At 70.9% G+C, this 17199-nt stretch carries 20 protein-coding genes and 1 pseudogene; 6 read left to right on the forward strand and 15 right to left on the reverse strand.

What is annotated here, in order from left to right; genetic code table 11:
• Positions 1-21 precede the first annotated feature (21 nt).
• From J7E87_RS08530 to J7E87_RS08550, 5 genes are all read right to left on the reverse strand, one after another.
• Entirely contained in the window at positions 22-981 is a 960-nt protein-coding gene (locus J7E87_RS08530) for a YafY family protein (protein WP_215091633.1), read from the reverse strand.
• 99 nt (positions 982-1080) lie between these two features.
• A complete protein-coding gene (locus J7E87_RS08535) occupies positions 1081-1875 on the reverse strand; it encodes a hypothetical protein (protein WP_215091634.1) in 795 nt (264 codons plus the stop codon).
• Complete coding sequence (locus J7E87_RS08540; RefSeq protein ID WP_215091636.1) at positions 1872-3155, reverse strand: glycosyltransferase; 1284 nt, start codon at positions 3153-3155, stop codon at positions 1872-1874. The genes J7E87_RS08535 and J7E87_RS08540 overlap by 4 nt, the downstream gene beginning before the upstream one ends.
• A gap of 184 nt (positions 3156-3339) precedes the next feature.
• Positions 3340-3912 carry a transglycosylase family protein gene (locus J7E87_RS08545; protein ID WP_215091638.1) on the reverse strand — a complete coding sequence of 191 codons (573 nt, stop codon included), beginning with the start codon at positions 3910-3912 and terminating at the stop codon, positions 3340-3342.
• Positions 3913-4013: 101 nt separating this feature from the next.
• On the reverse strand, positions 4014-4655 hold the full coding sequence (locus tag J7E87_RS08550) for a transglycosylase family protein (RefSeq protein WP_215091640.1): 642 nt from the start codon (positions 4653-4655) through the stop codon (positions 4014-4016).
• Between the two features lie 521 nt (positions 4656-5176).
• On the opposite strand from J7E87_RS08550, the gene J7E87_RS08555 reads away from it, so the two are divergent.
• Together J7E87_RS08555 and J7E87_RS08560 are read left to right on the forward strand one after the other, a co-directional pair.
• Positions 5177-5956 (forward strand): hypothetical protein, encoded by a 780-nt coding sequence (locus J7E87_RS08555; RefSeq protein ID WP_215091642.1) that lies wholly within the window; start codon positions 5177-5179, stop codon positions 5954-5956.
• Between the two features lie 162 nt (positions 5957-6118).
• On the forward strand, positions 6119-6406 hold the full coding sequence (locus J7E87_RS08560; RefSeq protein ID WP_251017122.1) for a hypothetical protein: 288 nt from the start codon (positions 6119-6121) through the stop codon (positions 6404-6406).
• A 69-nt stretch (positions 6407-6475) separates the two neighbouring features.
• Here the strand turns inward: J7E87_RS08560 and der are convergent, their stop codons facing one another.
• The 5 genes from der to aroH form a co-directional block, all read right to left on the reverse strand.
• On the reverse strand, positions 6476-7942 hold the full coding sequence (der, locus tag J7E87_RS08565) for a ribosome biogenesis GTPase Der (RefSeq protein WP_215091645.1): 1467 nt from the start codon (positions 7940-7942) through the stop codon (positions 6476-6478).
• Between the two features lie 70 nt (positions 7943-8012).
• Entirely contained in the window at positions 8013-8600 is a 588-nt protein-coding gene (locus tag J7E87_RS08570; RefSeq protein ID WP_251017158.1) for a 1-acyl-sn-glycerol-3-phosphate acyltransferase, read from the reverse strand.
• 53 nt (positions 8601-8653) lie between these two features.
• Complete coding sequence (gene cmk, locus J7E87_RS08575; protein ID WP_215091649.1) at positions 8654-9382, reverse strand: (d)CMP kinase; 729 nt, start codon at positions 9380-9382, stop codon at positions 8654-8656.
• 137 nt (positions 9383-9519) lie between these two features.
• A complete protein-coding gene (locus J7E87_RS08580) occupies positions 9520-10605 on the reverse strand; it encodes a prephenate dehydrogenase (RefSeq protein ID WP_215091651.1) in 1086 nt (361 codons plus the stop codon).
• The gene (gene aroH / locus J7E87_RS08585; protein ID WP_215091653.1) at positions 10602-10964 is read right to left on the reverse strand and encodes a chorismate mutase; all 363 of its coding nucleotides are present in this window, start codon (positions 10962-10964) and stop codon (positions 10602-10604) included. Before aroH ends, J7E87_RS08580 begins: the two co-directional genes overlap by 4 nt.
• Positions 10965-11142: 178 nt before the next feature.
• Here aroH and J7E87_RS08590 point away from each other — a divergent pair, with 178 nt between their 5' ends.
• The 4 genes and pseudogenes from J7E87_RS08590 to J7E87_RS08600 all read left to right on the forward strand — a co-directional run bounded on the left by J7E87_RS08590 (position 11143) and on the right by J7E87_RS08600 (position 12882).
• Positions 11143-11475 carry a DUF952 domain-containing protein gene (locus J7E87_RS08590; protein WP_215091655.1) on the forward strand — a complete coding sequence of 111 codons (333 nt, stop codon included), beginning with the start codon at positions 11143-11145 and terminating at the stop codon, positions 11473-11475.
• Positions 11466-11612, forward strand: a pseudogene (locus J7E87_RS36095) (hypothetical protein); the annotation flags it as partial. The gene J7E87_RS08590 and the pseudogene J7E87_RS36095, both read left to right, overlap by 10 nt.
• A 51-nt stretch (positions 11613-11663) precedes the next feature.
• Positions 11664-12110 carry a Rieske (2Fe-2S) protein gene (locus J7E87_RS08595; RefSeq protein WP_215091657.1) on the forward strand — a complete coding sequence of 149 codons (447 nt, stop codon included), beginning with the start codon at positions 11664-11666 and terminating at the stop codon, positions 12108-12110.
• A 22-nt stretch (positions 12111-12132) separates the two neighbouring features.
• Complete coding sequence (locus J7E87_RS08600) at positions 12133-12882, forward strand: DNA polymerase beta superfamily protein (protein ID WP_251017123.1); 750 nt, start codon at positions 12133-12135, stop codon at positions 12880-12882.
• Here the strand turns inward: J7E87_RS08600 and J7E87_RS08605 are convergent.
• From J7E87_RS08605 to pnuC, 5 genes are read right to left on the reverse strand one after another with little or no spacing between them, the layout of a single operon-like run.
• Complete coding sequence (locus tag J7E87_RS08605) at positions 12814-13590, reverse strand: DNA polymerase beta superfamily protein (protein ID WP_374195152.1); 777 nt, start codon at positions 13588-13590, stop codon at positions 12814-12816. The two genes, J7E87_RS08600 and J7E87_RS08605, sit on opposite strands and share 69 nt — an antisense overlap.
• A 3-nt stretch (positions 13591-13593) precedes the next feature.
• Positions 13594-14625, reverse strand: a complete 1032-nt coding sequence (locus J7E87_RS08610) for an ADP-ribosylglycohydrolase family protein (protein WP_215091658.1) — start codon at positions 14623-14625, stop codon at positions 13594-13596.
• Positions 14622-15341 (reverse strand): NUDIX domain-containing protein, encoded by a 720-nt coding sequence (locus J7E87_RS08615; protein WP_215091660.1) that lies wholly within the window; start codon positions 15339-15341, stop codon positions 14622-14624. The genes J7E87_RS08610 and J7E87_RS08615 overlap by 4 nt, the downstream gene beginning before the upstream one ends.
• Positions 15342-15354: 13 nt before the next feature.
• Positions 15355-16434, reverse strand: coding sequence for an AAA family ATPase (locus J7E87_RS08620; RefSeq protein ID WP_215091662.1), 1080 nt, complete (start codon positions 16432-16434; stop codon positions 15355-15357).
• Complete coding sequence (pnuC, locus tag J7E87_RS08625; RefSeq protein ID WP_215091664.1) at positions 16431-17084, reverse strand: nicotinamide riboside transporter PnuC; 654 nt, start codon at positions 17082-17084, stop codon at positions 16431-16433. The genes J7E87_RS08620 and pnuC overlap by 4 nt, the downstream gene beginning before the upstream one ends.
• Between the last annotated feature and the right edge of the window lie 115 nt (positions 17085-17199).

The following is a 17199-nucleotide window of genomic DNA, read 5'->3' on the forward strand; positions in this document are numbered from 1 at the left end:
GCGGCGGGGATGTGGCGGCGATCAGTCCAGGGCCCGGGAAAGCCGGTCCCGGACCGTCCTCATGTGCTCAGTCAGCTCCTGCGGCTCGACCACCTCGAAGTCCACGCCCATGAGCATCACGTGGATCACCAGCACATCCAGGCTCGCCGCCCCCGTGCGCAGCAGACACGTCTTCTCGTCGACCGCTTCGAGGACACCGTCGGACGGACCGACGAACTCGGCGGCCAGTTCGGCCGAGGTGTGCAACCGGATGACCGCCTGGGCGGCGTAGGCGTGTGTGGAGACGCCCTTCGAGACATACGCCGCCAGGTCCTTCGCCGGAGGGGTGCGGGGAGCGAAGCGCGGGCCGTGCGGCGGCTGCGGGGTGATCCGGTCGGCACGGAACGTCCGCCAGTCGCCGCGGTCCAGATCCCAGGCGACGAGATACCAGCGCCGCTCGGTGCACACCAGACGATGCGGCTCGACCGTGCGGCGGGTGGCGGAGCCGCCGTGGTCGCGGTACTCGAAGCGCAGCCGTTCGCTGTCCCGGCAGGCGTTGGCCAGTTCGGTCAGCACGCTCGTGTCGACGGTGGAGCTCTGCGGGCCGCGCAGCATCGGCACGGTGAAGGCGTTGAGCGCGCCGACCCGGCGGCGCAGCCGGCTGGGCAGAACCTGCTCCAGCTTGGCCAGGGCGCGTACGGAGGTCTCGCCGATGCCCTCGATGCCGTGGCCCGCGGCGGTGCGCAGGCCCACCGCGACGGCCACCGCCTCCTCGTCGTCGAGCAGCAGTGGCGGCAACTCGGCCCCGGCGCCGAGCTGATAGCCGCCGCCCGTGCCGGGGCTGGCGTTGACGGGATAGCCCAGCTCGCGCAGCCGGTCCACATCGCGCCGGACCGTACGCGGCGTGACGCCGAGGCGGTCGGCCAGATCGGAGCCGGACCATTCGCGGTGGGCCTGGAGCAGCGAGAGCAGACGCAGCAGCCTTGCCGAGGTCTCCAACATGGCGTCGAGTCTGCCAGCGATTGAGGACAGTTGCTGTCCTCGAACACCGGCCTCGAAGACTGGCCTCGGCTGCTGGCCTCGAAGACCGGCCCCCGTGCGTCAGGGCGCCGCGGTGAGGCGTACGCAGAGTTCGTTGTCGCTCGTGTAGCAGGGGGCGGCCAGCCAGTCGCCGGACGGTAGCTTCGGGTACACGAAGATGTTCTTCCGGTCATGGATGTCGTCGAGGATGCGTGCGATGCGAATCCAGGCGGCATCCGCCGTCGGGCGCAGCCACATGTCCCACAACTCCTGCTTGCCGAGGTGCTGCTCCGCCAGCGGGCCGTACGGCAGGGTGAAGCCGAAGGCTCCGCCGTCGCCGCCCGTCACCGGCGCCCGGTGCGACTTGTCGGAGCCGCGCAGCCGCGCCTCGGCGACGGCCCCCTCGCCCAGTTCGGCTCCGTACAGCCGCCCCTCCACCGTCATCGCGCCACGCTCCGGCGCGAGGCCGATCTCCCCGGCCTCGGCGTGCGGCGCCCGCACCCAGCAGCGCACCGCCAGCCGGCCGTCCGCGGTCGGGTAGGGCACGCGCACGGTGATCCGGTCGGCGTCGGGCGTGCGGTCGAGCAGCGTGCGCAGGTCGCGGATGCCGGGCTCGACGGCCTCGTCACCGACGTACGCCTCCCAGCGGCCCTCGGCCAGCTCGACCGTGCTGGGCAGCACGGCCCGCGAGCTGCCCTCCCCCGTGGGGGTCAGCGGAAGCCGCGTCTCGTCCTGTACGCCGCCCGGGCCGCCGCTCCGCTTGAGGACCAGCGCGGCGTCGGGCGCACTCGTCCCCGCGATGTCGAAGGTGATGCCCCCTGCGGAGTCGGCGATGCAGTCGGCCCGCGGCACACGCCGCTCGGTGGACGTGGTCATGAGGATTTCTTCCCTTTCCGGATCACGTCGGCGGCCAGATAGCGCAGGGCGTAGGCCCCGTCGTACAGCGTGCCCCGGGCGTGCTGGGCGGCGTCCCGCAGTGCGCTGCGCGAGCGGCCCTCGCCGCGCGCCACCAGCTCGGTGAACAGGGCCTCATGGCGCTCGGCGATCGGCACCGGGTCGAAGCGGGCGGAGGCGGCGAGCGCCGCCTGCCCGGTGCGCCGGCGCAGTTCGTCGTCCTCGATCAGCAAGAGCAGGGCGTCGGCGATCGCGTCCACGTCGCCGACCGGCACCAGACGGCCGTCGACACCGTCATCGATGATCTCGCCGGGCCCGTGCGGGCAGTCGGTGGAGACGACGGGGAGGCCGCAGCGCATCGCCTCGACGATGGTCATGCCGAACGACTCCAGGCTGGAGGTGACGGCGGCGATCGAGCCCTTGACCCACTCCGGTTCGAGCGGATTGGCGGGGCCCATCAGGAAGACATGGTTGTGCAGCCCGCGCTCTTCGACGAGGGCGCGCAGCGCGTTCATCTCGTTGCCGGTCGCGTCTCCGCTGCCGTAGATCCGCAGCCGCCAGTCCGGACGTGCGGCTACCACCTTGGAGAAGGCCTTGACCAGCAGGTCGTACCGCTTGACGCTGGTCAGCCGGCCGGCCGCGATGATCCATCTGCTGGCGGCGTCGGCGGGCCGGACGGTCGGCGCGGGCACGCTGTTGGGCACCGATTCGATCCGTACGCCGGGCAGTTTCAGTTTGGAGCGGTAGGAGCGGGCGTCCGCCTCGGTGACGGTGGTGATCGCGTCGAGGAGGGGGTAGCGATGCCCGATCTCGCGGCGCAGCCGGTAGCCGTGGCTGTCCAGCGTGAGGTGTTCCTGGCCGACGCGGACCGGGCCGCGCCGGGTCTGGCGGGCGATGTGCACATTGAGTCCGGGGCGGGTGCCCACGACGACATCGGCCGCCAGGGACCCCAGGTGGGCGGCGATCCGGGCGTCGGTGAGGCGGCTGTACTGCTTGTGGCGGCCGTCGCCGCGCGGGAAGACCGTGGCGGGGCGCGTGTAGTCCGGGTGGTCGCCGTCGAAGCCGGGGCTGCTCCTGCGCAGATCGACGAGGTGCTTCATGGCGACACCGGCGGGCGCGCCCATGGTGGGTTGGTCACGGTGGCGGAAGACGGAGACGATCTCGACGTCGTGCCTCTCGGCCAGGGTCTGGGCCAGGTTGAACGTCGTCCGGATCGTGCCGCCGATGCCGTAAGCGTTGTGGAGCAGGAAAGAGATGTGCATGCGCCGCCGCGTCCCCCAGTATTCGTGTCTGCAGGAGTGGACTGTACTGGTCTGTTACGGCTGATACCGGAGCTGGGGCACAGCGAAGCAGTTCTCTGACATCTCGCCGCGCCGCGTCACCCGGCCCTCGTCGCCCTGCGGCGTCCGACGGACAGGCAGGTGCGGGAGGTTGAGCCCGGCGAGCTCACACCGGAATGACCAGCATCATGCGCACCCGCAGCAAGTGCGGAGAACTGCCGATCGTGGCCTTGTTCGCCGCGTACAGCGCCTGCCAGCCGCCCTTGACGCGGAAGCGCTCGGCGATCGCAAAGAGCGTGTCGCCGGGCTGGACCGTGTGGACACGGCCGCTGAGGCCGTACGTCTTGGCGCAGACGGGCCAGGCTTCCCATCCCTGCGTACGCAGCACTTCCTCGGCGACCTTGATCTGCTGCTCGCGGGTGGCGAGGTCGGCGCGCGGCGCGTAGGCGAGGCCGCCGTGCTCCTCCCAGGTGGGCTGCCAGAACTGCAGTCCGCCGTAGTAGCCGTTGCCGGTGTTGGCGTTCCACCGACCACCGCTCTCGCACGCGGCGAGACAGCTCCACGGCCATCCACTGGCGGCACAGGCGTCCGATCCGGAGCCCATGCCGACGCCGGGGCTCACGGATGCGGGCGGTGGCGGAGGCGGGGGCGGAGGCGCGGCGTACGCGCCGCTCAGAGGCACCAGTGCCAGCAGCAGCGCGACTGCCGTCGCCGTCGGCCGGAAGCGGATCTTCGACATCGGGTCACGCTAGGCAGTTCGGCCCTGTGAAAGCCGGTGCCGCGCACGGGCGGCAGGCAGCCCCACCCGGTCGGACCCGGGCGGGGCTGCCGAAGGACACCTCAGAGCGCGAGCCGCTGCCCGGGCACGATGAGGTTCGGATCGGCGCCGATGGCGGCCTTGTTGGCGCCGTACAGGGCGCGCCAGTCCGTGCCGTGCGCGGCCGCGATCCCGCTCAGCGTGTCGCCGAGCCGTACGGTGTAGTCGCCGCCCCGGGCGTTTCCGCGTTCGGTGTGGGCAGCCGCGCGCTTCGGCGCCTTCGCCGAAGACGGGGACGTGCCCTTCGCTTTGGCCTTGTGGGCCGTGGACTTGGGGGCGTCGGCCTTCTGCGCCGCCGGCGCCTCGCCCTGCGCCCCGGCCCGCGCCGAGCAGGTGGGCCATGCGCCCCACCCCTGGCCCCGCTGGACCTTCGCGGCGACAGCGATCTGCTGCCCCTTGCTCGCCCGGTCCGCGGTGGACGCGTACGCCCCGCCGCCGTAGGCACGCCACGTCCCGGCGGAGAACTGCAGCCCGCCGTAGTAGCCGTTGCCCGTGTTGATGTGCCAGTTTCCGCCGCTCTCGCATGCTGCGATGCGGTCCCATACCCCTTCGTCCGCCGCCCGGGCCTCGCCCGTCGCGGCGAGCAGAGCCAATGGCGCCACCAGTGCTGCGCTCACCAGCGCCGCCGTGTCACGCCTGCGTATGGAACGGGAACTTTTGAACATCAAATCCCTCTCGAAGGACCCGGGTCCCCCAGGGCGGTGCCGACTTCGGCGCATCCGGCGCCGTGCGTCAGCTCCGCCTCGCCCACCTGAGGCTGTGGTTCTGCGTTGCTGCAGCGCCGTACTGGCTGTACGGCCGGCGGGCTGTCCCGGGCGGTGCTCTGTGCACACGGCGGAGGAATCTAGGCAGCTCAACCCCTCGGTATCAACCAATCCCGTGTCATTCCAGGCCAGTTGCCTGTTACTCGCAGTATCGACGAAATCCGGCCACCCACTTGATTCGCTGATTTCATGATTTGTCGACCTGTGGGTGAACAGATCTGTGACTGGCCTCACCGGACCAACTTCCCCGCAACCAGCTGCCGTTGACGTGGAGTAACCGATTCCGCCCCTCGTTTAACTGCTTGCGTCGGATGGTGCGATTCCGTTCCCTTTCACGCGTGACTCCCGCCACAGATCACCCGTTGAGCTCTTTAAGAGCCGGGAACCGCCCGGCGCACGCATCAAGTTCCGAGGAGCCACCCGTGCCGCGCATGCTCGACGTCAGCGAGGACGTACGCGCCGAGATCGGCGACGAAGAAGCCGACCGGCTACTCGCCGGCGAGAACGCCCCGGGCAGCTACGACTGCACTTCCTGCCGCACCCCGGGCGACTCCGAGCAGGAACGCACCAGCACCGTGCTGTTCGTCGGCGAGGAGACCGCCGTTCTCGCCTTCGCCCACGCCACCTGCATCCCCTCGCAGGTCGTCCAGGTCGCGGAGGACCAGCTGCAGGGCGCAGTTCGGTCCATCACGGGCGACGAGTCACAGGTCCCCGGCGCCGGTCCGCAGCAGGCCGTTCTCGGCATCACCAGCGGTCTCGTACTGATCGACGGCGATCTGCACCCCGCCCTGGTCGTCGAACCGACCGCGCCCATCGCCCGCCCCGGCACCACCGGCTACGGCGGCGACGACTTCCTCCCGCTCCTCATCGAGCAGGGCTTCCAGCCGGTCTCCGACATGAACAGGCGCCCCGGCCGGCTGCCCGGCTGGTCCGTCCTGGTCGCCATGGGGCAGCTGCACGCCGTGCTCCAGCCCGGCACCGGCGGCGGCAGCCCGGTCGCCTGGTGGCAGGCGCATCAGCCGCTCCAGGTCACCGACGGCTGGCGCGCGGCCGCCAACAAGTCGCAGACGGTCCTCGTGTTCGCCGCCCCGGTCGGCTCGATCGGCCAGCAGCCGCGCGAGGACCTGCTGCGCGAGGCGCTGGAGAAGGCCGCGGCGGGCGGCCGCCTGGTGGCCGCGGCGATGCCGCTCGCGGGCACGTGACGACGCCGGGGGTGCTGAACCGTGCCCCCGGCGTACGTTTCGTACATCCCTCGGAAGAATGCAGCTCCGCGCAGCCCGCATCCGTCCGACGGCGGGGGTCGTTGCAGGTACGTGCACTCATACGACCCCTCCCGCCAGCCGTACCAGAGTCAGATCCCCGCCATGCGCCCCGCGCGTGAGGCGACGGTCGGCCACTCCCCCACGCCCATCTACGACACGCTGTACTCCGAGTACCGCAGGGCGTTCAGGGCGCTGCCGGGCGACCGGAGCGGCGAGGAGGATCTCGACTTCAGGGCCTTCGGCACCGGGCTGCACAGCAGCCGTGGGGGATCATCGGGCCATACGAGCAGCCACCCCGGGGCGGGCTGGCAGCCGTACCCGCTGAGCCGGCCGCACAACGGGAACCATGTCCCGGCGGCGCTGCCGCCGGCTCCGCGCCGGGGTCTGTGACCCGGGACGACATGGCGCTGCCCCGGACCGTTCGGCGGTCCGGGGCAGCGCCATTGCCACGCGTTCACATCACTTGTTGCGGCCGCGCTTCTCGCGCACTCGCACCGAGATGTGGATCGGGGTGCCCTCGAAGCCGAACTCCTCGCGCAGCCGGCGCTCGACGAAACGGCGGTAGCCGTGCTCCAGGAAGCCGGAGGCGAAGAGCACGAACCGCGGCGGCGTGGTGCCGGCCTGGGTACCGAAGAGGATGCGGGGCTGCTTGCCGCCGCGGATCGGGTGCGGGTGGGAGGCGACGATCTCACCGAGGAAGGCGTTCAGCCGACCCGTGGGGATACGCGTCTCCCAGCCCGTCAGAGCCGTCTCGATCGCCGGGACCAGCTTCTCCATGTGGCGGCCGGTACGGGCGGACACATTGACCCGCGGCGCCCAGGCGATCTGCGCGAGCTCGGTATCGATCTCGCGCTCCAGGTAGTAGCGGCGCTCCTCGTCGAGGTTGTCCCACTTGTTGAACGCGACGACCAGCGCACGCCCGGCCTCGACGGCCATGGTGATGATCCGCTGGTCCTGGACGCTGATGGACTCCGTGGCGTCGATCAGAACGACCGCGACCTCGGCCTTCTCGACGGCGGCGGCGGTGCGCAGGGAGGCGTAGTAGTCCGCGCCCTCCTGGAGGTGGACCCGGCGCCGGATACCGGCCGTGTCGATGAACTTCCAGGTGATACCGCCGAGTTCGATCAACTCGTCGACCGGGTCGCGGGTGGTGCCGGCGACCTCGTTGACGACGACCCGGTCCTCGTTCGCCACCTTGTTGAGCAGCGAGGACTTGCCGACGTTCGGGCGGCCGATCAGGGCGATACGGCGCGGGCCGCCGACGGCGTTGCCGAAGGTCTGGGCCGGGGCCTCGGGCAGCGCCTCCAGGACGGCGTCGAGCATGTCGCCCGTACCGCGGCCGTGCAGCGAGGAGACGGGGTGCGGCAGGCCGAGGCCGAGCGACCACAGGGCCGTGGCGTCCGCCTCGCCGCTCGGTCCGTCGACCTTGTTGGCGCACAGCACGACGGGCTTTCCGGCCCGGCGCAGCAGCTTGACGACGGCCTCGTCGGTGTCGGTGGCGCCGACCGTGGAGTCCACGACGAAGACGACCGCGTCGGCGGCCTCGATCGCGTACTCGGCCTGGGCGGCGACGGAGGCGTCGATGCCGAGGACGTCCTGCTCCCAGCCGCCGGTGTCGACGACCTTGAAGCGGCGGCCGGCCCACTCGGCCTCGTAGGTGACACGGTCGCGGGTGACGCCGGGCTTGTCCTCGACGACGGCCTCACGACGGCCGATGATGCGGTTCACAAGGGTCGACTTGCCGACATTGGGGCGGCCGACGACGGCGAGGACGGGCAGCGGGCCGTGACCGGCCTCGCCGATCGCGTTCTCGACGACCTCGGCGTCGAAGCCCTCTTCCGCGGCGAGCTCCATGAACTCCGCGTACTCGGCGTCGCCAAGCGCTCCGTGCTCGTGCTCGTCGCCGGACTGGATCTGGTCGTTCATGAAGTACTTACCTCGTTACGTTGCATCATCGATGGACCGCTTGTCGCGCGATCCACTACTCAAGTCTTACCTAGCGCCCGGTGAGACGCTTGGCGTTTTCCAGGTGGGCGGTCAGCCGCTCCTGGATGCGTACGGTCGCGTCGTCCAGCGCCTTGCGCGTGCGGCGCCCGCTGCCGTCGCCCGCCTCGAAGGCGTCACCGAAGACGACGTCGACCCGGCTGCGCAGCGGAGGCAGTGCCCGTATCAACCGCCCGCGGCGCTCCGTGCTTCCCAATACCGCCACCGGGACGATCGGGGCGCCGGAACGCAGGGCGAAGTACGCGAGCCCGGCGCGCAGCGAGGCGAAGTCTCCCTCGCCCCGGGTGCCCTCGGGGAAGATCCCGAGGACGCCGCCGCTGTCCAGCACGCCGAGCGCGCTGGTGATGGCGGTCCGGTCGGTGCTCGTACGGTCCACCTTCACCTGACCCATTCCCAGCAGGAACGGGTCGAGAGGGCCGACGAACGCCTCCTTCTTGATCAGGAAGTGCACGGGACGGGGCGCGGTGCCCATCAGCATCGGCCCGTCGATCATGTGCGAGTGGTTCACGGCGAGGATCACCGGGCCGGCCGCCGGAACCCGCCAGGCGCCGAGCACCCGCGGCTTCCACAGCCCGTACATGAGCCCGATGCCGATGCCCCGCCCGACCGCCGCGCCCTTCTCGGAGGGTACGGTCACCGGGCCGCCGGCTTCTCTGTGTTCTCGGTGTTCTCGGTGTTCTCGGTCGCGCAGCGCCGCTCCTCGACGAGGGTGACGACGCACTCAATGACCTGCTCCAGGGTCAGGTCGGTGGTGTCCACCTCGACCGCGTCGTCAGCCTTGGCGAGCGGGGACGTCTTACGGCTGGAGTCGGCCGCGTCCCGCTTGACCAGGGCTTCCTTGGTGGCCGCGACGTCGGTGCCCTTCAGCTCCCCGCTGCGGCGGGCGGCGCGGGCCTCGGGCGAGGCGGTCAGGAAGATCTTCAGGTCCGCGTCCGGCAGGACGGTGGTGCCGATGTCGCGCCCCTCGACGACGATGCCGGTCGCGGCGGAGGAGGCGATGGAGCGCTGCAGCTCGGTGATCCGGGCCCGCACCTCGGGGACTGCGCTGACCGCGCTCACCTTGGAGGTGACATCGGGCGTACGGATCGGTCCGGTGACGTCCACACCGTCCACGGTGATGGTGGGGTTGGCCGGGTCGGTGCCGGAGACTATGGCGGGCTTGGCGGCGGCGGTGGCGATCGCGGCCGGGTCCTGGACGTCGACGCCGTTGCTGGTCATCCACCAGGTGATCGCGCGGTACTGGGCGCCGGTGTCGAGATAGCTCAGCCCCAGCGCTGCGGCGACCGCCCTGGAGGTGCTCGACTTGCCCGTGCCGGAGGGGCCGTCGATGGCGACGATCACGGATTCCACGGTGTCGGACACCTTCCTGGTACGAGGAGAGGGCAGGCGGAATTGCCGGTGGGCCCTGCACCAGGTTACCGAGTCCTTGGGCCCGCCTTTACACACGGATGGCGGCGCGGTAAATCAAACCCCTTGGACTCCGTCCGCCGACGCCGGGGTCACTGCCGGATCGACCAGCCCCGCTCCCGCAACGACGCCGTCAGCACCGTCGCCGCGGTCGGCTCCACCATCAGCTGGACCAGGCCCGCCTGCTGGCCCGTCGCGTGTTCGATGCGGACGTCCTCGATGTTCACGCCCGCTCGGCCCGCGTCCGCGAAGATGCGCGCCAGCTCGCCCGGCCGGTCGCTGATCAGAACCGCCACGATCTCGTACGACGCCGGGGCCGCGCCGTGCTTGCCCGGGACGCGGACGCGTCCCGCGTTGCCCCGGCGCAGGACGTCCTCGATGCCCTCCGCGCCGTCCCGGCGCTTGGAGTCGTCGGAGGACTGCAGGGACCGCAGCGCCTGGACCGTCTCGTCCAGGTCCGCCGCCACCCCGGCCAGCACGTCGGCCACCGGGCCCGGGTTCGCGGAGAGGATCTCGACCCACATCCGGGGGTCGGACGCCGCGATCCGGGTGACGTCGCGGATGCCCTGGCCGCAGAGCCGTACCGCCGTGTCGTCCGCCTCCTGCAGCCGGGCCGCGACCATCGAGGAGATCAGCTGAGGGGTGTGGGAGACGAGGGCCACCGCCCGGTCATGGGCGTCGGCGTCCATGACCACCGGGACGGCCCGGCAGAGCGCGACCAGCTCGAGGGCGAGGTTGAGCACCTCGGTGTCCGTGTCGCGCGTGGGCGTCAGCACCCACGGGCGGCCCTCGAAAAGGTCCGCGGTCGCAGCCAGCGGACCCGAGCGCTCCTTGCCCGCCATCGGATGCGTGCCGATGTACGCGCTCAGGTCCAGGCCCAGCGCCTCCAGCTCGCGCCGCGGCCCGCCCTTGACGCTCGCCACGTCGAGGTAGCCGCGCGCGGTACCGGCGCGCATCGCGTCGGCCAGCGCGGTGGCGACATGCGCCGGCGGTACGGCGACGATCGCGAGGTCGACCGGGCCTTCGGGCGGCTCGTCCGTCCCCGCGCCGAGCGCGGCGGCGGTACGGGCCCGCTCCGGGTCCTGGTCCACGAGGTGCACAGCGACTCCGCGGCCGGCGAGGGTGAGGGCCGCGGACGTGCCGATCAGGCCCGTTCCGATGACGACGGCGGTTCTCACTGGGCGATGTCCTTGCGCAGGGCAGCCGCGGCACCGAGGTACACGTGCGCGATCTCCGACTTGGCCAGATCCGACTCGACGTGCGCCAGGATCCGTACGACACGGGGCATGGCCCCGACGATGTTCAGCTCCTGCGCGCAGATCAGTGGCACGTCGACGATGCCCAGCTTGCGCGCGGCCGCCGCGGGGAAGTCGCTGTGCAGATCCGGCGTGGCCGTGAACCAGACGCTGATCAGATCGTCCGTGACCAGCCCGTTCCGCTCCAGGATGGCGGTGAGCAGTTCGCTGACCTGCTCGTCCATGTGTCCGGCCTCGTCCCGTTCCAGCTGGACGGCTCCCCGGACCGCTCGTACCGCCACGTCGTGCTCCTTAACTGTGCGAGTGCTCCGTTCAGCGTAGTCAGGCGCTGGGGGCCACGGCCGCGGCGACCACCATCCGAGAGCGGGCCCGGCGCCGAACACGGCCAATGTCACCCACGCCGGACAGCACCGCCAGTTGGGCGACCTGCGCGGGCAGCCCTGCGCTACAACTGACGGCATGCTCTTTCATGTGGTTCCGGTGGACCAATGGACGGCGGACATGGACCGTCCGTACGCCCCGGCCTCCCTGGCCGCCGAGGGCTTTGTGCACTGCTCGCCCGACGAGCCGGCCGCGCTCGCCGTCGCCGACGGCCTCTACCGGGACGTGCCGGATCTGCTGGTGCTCCAGATCGACGAGACGGAGCTCGCCGCGGAGGTCCGCTGGGAGGGTTCCGAGGACATGCTCTTCCCGCATGTGTACGGGCCGATCGAGCGGGCCGCCGTCACCACGGTGCTTACGGTGAGCCGGGACGCGGACGGACACGCGTGGGAGCTCACCCCGTGGGCCTGACCGGGGCCTTGCGACCCGGCGGGAGGACGAGGCCCGTTGCCGGGCCTGTCGGCCCACGCGGACTGGGCTGTCGGACGTACAGCACGCGCCAGATACGGCACACGCTGCCCGGTTGCTTCTTCTACGGCACTTTGAGCGCCAAGATGCTCGGTGATCCGGTTGAAGATCACGACAACAGGGAGAAAGCCATGGACGCGCGACGAAGGACGCTTCTGACGGCGGGCGCCGCGGGCGCCGCCGCTCTGGTGTCGGGCTGCGGCGACGGGGGCGGTGACTCCGCGTCCGAGACGCCGACACCGACGACGCCAAAAACCCCGACCGGTACCCCGACCGGCAGCGCACAGGCCGGTACCGCGCTCGCCAAGATTGCCGACATCCCCGTCGAAGGAGGCAGGGTCTTCGTCGACCAGAAGGTCGTGGTGACCCAGCCGAATCCAGGCGAGTTCAAAGCGTTCTCGGCCATCTGCACCCACCAGCGCTGCCTCGTCAAGACGATCGCGGCCGGCACCATCGACTGCCCCTGCCACGGCAGCAAGTTCCGCATCACGGACGGCTCGGTCGAAGTCGGTCCCGCCACCGAACCGCTGCCCGAGAAGCAGATCACCGTCTCCGGGGACAGCATCCAGCTGATCTGACCCCTCACGTAACCTCTCGCGCATGACGCCCGAGGTGACGCCCGAAGCGCTGGTCCGCGACCACACGGTCTACTCCTGCGTGATGGGCTCGCGCGCCTTCGGGCTGGCCTCGGACGGCAGCGACACCGACCGCCGCGGGGTCTTCCTCGCCCCGGCCCCGCTCTACTGGCGCTTCGACAAGCCCCCGACGCATCTCGATGGCCCGGCGGACGAGCAGTTCTCCTGGGAGCTGGAGCGCTTCCTGGAGCTCGCGCTGCGCGCCAACCCCAATGTCCTGGAGTGCCTGCACTCCCCTCTCGTCGAGCGCGTCGACGACACCGGCCGGGAACTGCTCGCCCTGCGCGACGCGTTCCTGTCCCGGCAGGCCCACCAGACGTTCGTGCGCTACGCGGTGGGCCAGCGCAAGAAGCTGGACGCGGACGTCCGTCAGCACGGCGCCCCGCGCTGGAAGCACGCCATGCATCTGCTGCGGCTGCTCGGCAGCTGTCGCGATCTGCTGCGTACGGGCGAGCTGGTCATCGACGTCGGCGCCGACCGGGAGCGGCTGCTCGAGGTCAAGCGGGGTGAAGTGCCGTGGCCGCGGGTTGAGGCCTGGATGGGGCGCCTCGCGGACGAGGCCGACGCGGCGGCGCCGGGTTCACCGCTGCCGGCCGAGCCCGACCGGGCACGGGTCGAGGACTTCCTGTTCCGCACCCGCCGGGCGTCAGCGCTCCAGGCGTACGCGGATCACGAAGTCGCGCAGAGCGTCGTACGCGGTGGGCTCGTCGGGTAGCGGCGAGGCCAGCCGTGCCTCCTCCAGGGCTTCGTGCAGCGCTTCGACGTCGGCGCGCACCCGTTCCCGGTCGACGCCGGAGGCGGGGCGGTGTTCGGCATCCGCCTTGGCCGCGATCAGCCGCGGCAGATCTCCCGGGGCGTCGACCTCCCCGAGCAGGGTCGGCAGATGGGCCTGCACTTCGCCGCTACGCATCAGATGGATGCCGGTGAGCAGCGCGCGGAAGGTGTACAGCAGCGGTTTGAGCTCTCCGGTCTTCTCGAAGAGCCGCCACTGTGTGTTCGCGAACCCCCGGTAGTGGTGGGCGTGGTGGCTGGTGAGCACGCCCGGGGCGAGCGCGGTCAGCTCCGCGTGCGCGTCCGAGGTGTGCACCACCAGCGGTGAGAGCAGCTGTTCCAGCACATAGCCGTTGCGTCGCAGCATCAGCCGTACGAACTTGCGTACGTCGTGCGTGACCAAGTCCATCTCGACGCCGTCCCGGTCCCACATCCGGGACCGGGTCTCGTCCGGCTCGCTCAGCCCCAGCAGCTCCTCGACGGGCAGCAGATGGACGCCGCGCAGGTCCACGTCCGAGTCCCGGGACGGGAATCCGTACAGATGCGCCCCGGAGACGGTGGCGAAGAGCAGCGGGTCGGGCTGTTCGTCGACGACGGGGCCGAGCTCCATGCCCAGCGGATCAGTCAGCGGGCCGGTCAGCGGTTCGGTCATGGATCAAGAGTCCCAGAGGGCGCCGAGCGACATCAGATCGCTGCGGTACTCGATTCGCTCGGACCACTCCTTGGGCCAGGCGCCCGCCCCCAGATGCGCGCCGGCGAGCGCACCCGCGATGCAGGCGATCGAGTCGGAGTCGCCTCTGGTGCAGGCGGCCCGACGCAGTGCCATGACCGGCTCCTCGGGGAAGAGCAGGAAGCACAGCAGGGCGGTGGCGACGGCCTCTTCGGCGATCCAGCCGTCGCCGGTGGCCAGGCACGGGTCGGTCTCCGGGTTGGCCGTGCGAATCGCGGTCGCGAGCCGCTCCAGGACCTGCAGGCACTCGTCCCACCCCCGCGCGATGAACGCCTCGGGCGTCGCGTCGTGCGAGTAGGTCCACAGATTGCCGAGCCAGTGGTGGTAGTAGTGGCTGCGCATCTCGTACGCGTACGAACGCAGCTGGCCGACCAGCCCCATCGGCTCCGCGCCCTGCGCCAGCAGGAACACCGCGCGCGCCGTGAGGTCGCTCGCCGCGAGCGCCGTCGGATGGCCGTGGGTGAGCGCGGACTGCAACTGCGCGGCGCCCGCCCGCTGTTCCTCGCTCAGCCCCGGTACGAGACCGATGGGCGCGACCCGCATATTGGCGCCGCAGCCCTTGGAGCCGATCTGGCTGGCCTCCTGCCAGGGCCGGTCGCTGTCGAGCATCTGACAGGCGACCATGCAGGTGCGGCCGGGGGCGCGGTTGTTCTCCGGGGAGTGGTACCAGTCGACGAACTCCTGGCGCGCCGGCCGGGTCAGCCGGGAGGCGACGAGCAGCCCGCTGTCCATCGCGGTGCGTATGCCGCGCCCCAGGGCGAGCGTCATCTGGGTGTCGTCGGTGACGATCGCGGGCCTGGGCAGGTCCATCTCACGCCAAGGGCCGAACTTGGCGAGGATTCGGGGCACGTCGTCGAACTCGGTCGGAAAGCCCAGAGCGTCCCCGAGCGCGAGCCCGATCAGCGAGCCGGTGGCCGCTTGCTTGGTGATGGTCCTCGTGGTCCTCGTGGCGGTCATGCGTGCCGTCCTTCCGGTCGCAGGAGTGGAGGGTGCAGGGCCGAGGCGGTACCCGCCCGGTACAGTGCGGCCGGTTTCCCGCGGCCGCCGGTGCGGCGCGGCGGGCCCTCGACCGCCTCGACGAAGCCGGGTGTGGTGAGGACTTTGCGCCGGAAGTTGGGCCGGTCGAGGTCGACGCCCCAGACCGTTTCGTACACCTGCTGCAGCTCGCCGAGCGTGAACTCGGGCGGGCAGAAGCTGGTGGCCAGGCAGGTGTACTCGAGCTTGGCGCCGATCCGGTCGTGCGCGTCGGCGAGGATCCGGTCATGGTCGAAGGCGAGCAGGACGGCGGCTGTGAGCGGCGTCCACTGGGCCTGGGCCGCGTCCCCGCCGCCGCGCGGCTCCGGGAGATCGGGCAGCAGCGCGGTGTACGCGACGGACACGACCCGCATCCGCGGGTCGCGGTCGGGGTCGCTGTAGGTCCGCAGCTGCTCCAGGTGGAGATCGGCCACGGTCTCCCCGGACAGGCCGGTTTCCTCCGCCAGTTCGCGGCGTGCGGCCTGTCCTGCGGACTCCCTGGGCCGTACGAAGCCGCCCGGCAGCGCCCAGGCGCCCTTGAACGGGTCCTCCCCGCGCTCGACGAGCAGGACGTGCAGCCGTCCCTCGCGGACGGTGAAGACGGCGAGGTCGACGGTGACCGCGAAGGGCGGGAAGGCGCCGGGGTCGTAGTCCTGCATCAACAGCCCCCCGTCATCGCTTCTCGGGCATAGGGTCGGCGAGGTCCCAGCCCTCGTCGACGAGTGCGTCCACGGCGGCGACGGCGGTGGCGAGGCGCTCCTCGTGCGGTCCGCTCAGCGTGATGAACCGGCGTCCGGTGCAGGTGAGTTCGTCCCTGAAGAGCCCGGTCATCCAGGGCCGCAGCTCCTCGCCGTCGCGCAGCCCGTCGTCCTCGAAGTCCACGCCCTCGTGGTCGGTGAGCAGCCACAGGTGGTGGGTGACCCGGTCGGCGATCTCATCGACCAGGGGATTGCGCCCGCCGATGTACCGCTCGTGCCAGACGGTGGTCGCGAAGGAGTCGGTGTCGCAGAAGAGCACGGGCGAGCCGTTGCGCGCGGCCCGGTTCTCCCTGCGGTTCTGCCGCTCGGCGATCACGGGGAACTCGTCGGAGGTGAACTCCACGTCCTCCCACTGGCTCTCCGGCCACTTCTCACGCAGCGCGGCCAGCTTCTCCTCGCTGTAGTCCCGGCCGCACTCGGGCACCCAGCCCGTGCCCGACCAGGCTCCGCCGCGCTGCTGATAGTGCTCGGCGAGGGCGCGGGCCATGGTGGTGGTGCCGGTGGACTCGGCCCCGACCACGACGACCCGGCGGGTGAGCCAGGCCCGCACCGGCCGCTCCAGGTAGTCCCAGCAGCCGACCGGGTCCTTGCGGACGGCCGTTGCGGAGACCGGGAAGAGCGAGCGGTCGAGGTCCACGCAGACATGCTCGGCGCCGAAGCGCCGGGCGAGTTCGTCCCCGTACGGCTCCGAGGTGAAGACGGCGTCGACGGCGTCGGGGACGGCCTCCCGGAAGATCGCCATGTGCGCGTCCCAGACGCCCGGGTCGGTGAGGTCCACCGGCACGTCGTCCACGGCCCCGACGACCCGCGCGTCCTGGTGGATCTCCTCCATCCAGCGGACGCGCTCGCGCAGTGGGATCGACTCCACGGAGGCGGCGCAGACCAGGACGGTCAGCTGCTCGCAGCGGTCCTTGGCGGTTCGTACGAGATGGTGGTGCCCCGCGTGCGGCGGATAGAACTTGCCGAGCACCAGCCCGTGCCGATAGCGCTTCATGCCCGTACCACCGCCAAGTCCCGCTGATGGGTGATCAGATCACGCGACCAGTTGCGCAGTCCGATGACGCAGAGGGTCATGAACCCGGCATACAGCAGCGAGGTGAGATAGAGCTCCTTGTACGCGTAGAGCGGGATGTAGACCACGTCGGCCGCGATCCACAGCCACCAGGACTCGAGGCGCTTGCGGCACTGCCCGTACGTGGCCATGAGCGACAGGGCGGTGGTGAGCGCGTCCCAGAAGGGAACGCTCGAGTCCGTGGCCCGGTCCAGAAGGAGCGTCAGACCGAGGGTCCCCACCACCCCCGCCGCGAGCAGCCAGGTCCACTCGGTGCGGCTGGTTCGCCGGACCGGGAGGACGTCGGGACCTGGTCCACCCCCGTGGGTCCAGGTCCACCAGCCGTACACGGCGAGGGTGATGAAGACGACTTGCAGGCCCGCGTCGGCGTACAGGCCGGCCTGGGTGAAGAGCAGGATGAAGAAGAGGTTGTTGGCGATGCCGATCGGCCAGTTGGCAATGTGCTGGCGGGCGACGAGCCAGACGCAGAGCGCCCCGCTGCCGAAGCCGAGGACCTCGGTCCAGCTCACCGGGGTGTCGAGCACGGTGAACAGCGGCTGCTGCAGCGGGCCGAGGATGTCCGCGAGACTCATGCACGCTCCTTAATAGTCATGTTGACTATAAAGGTGAACCGGCCGGTCCCACAAGGCCGTTCACACAAAGACGCGAGAAGCCCGCGGTCAAAGGTGACCGCGGGCTTCTCCCGGT

The sequence above is a fragment of the Streptomyces sp. ISL-1 genome (assembly GCF_018614585.1).
GTDB lineage: Bacteria > Actinomycetota > Actinomycetes > Streptomycetales > Streptomycetaceae > Streptomyces > Streptomyces maoxianensis.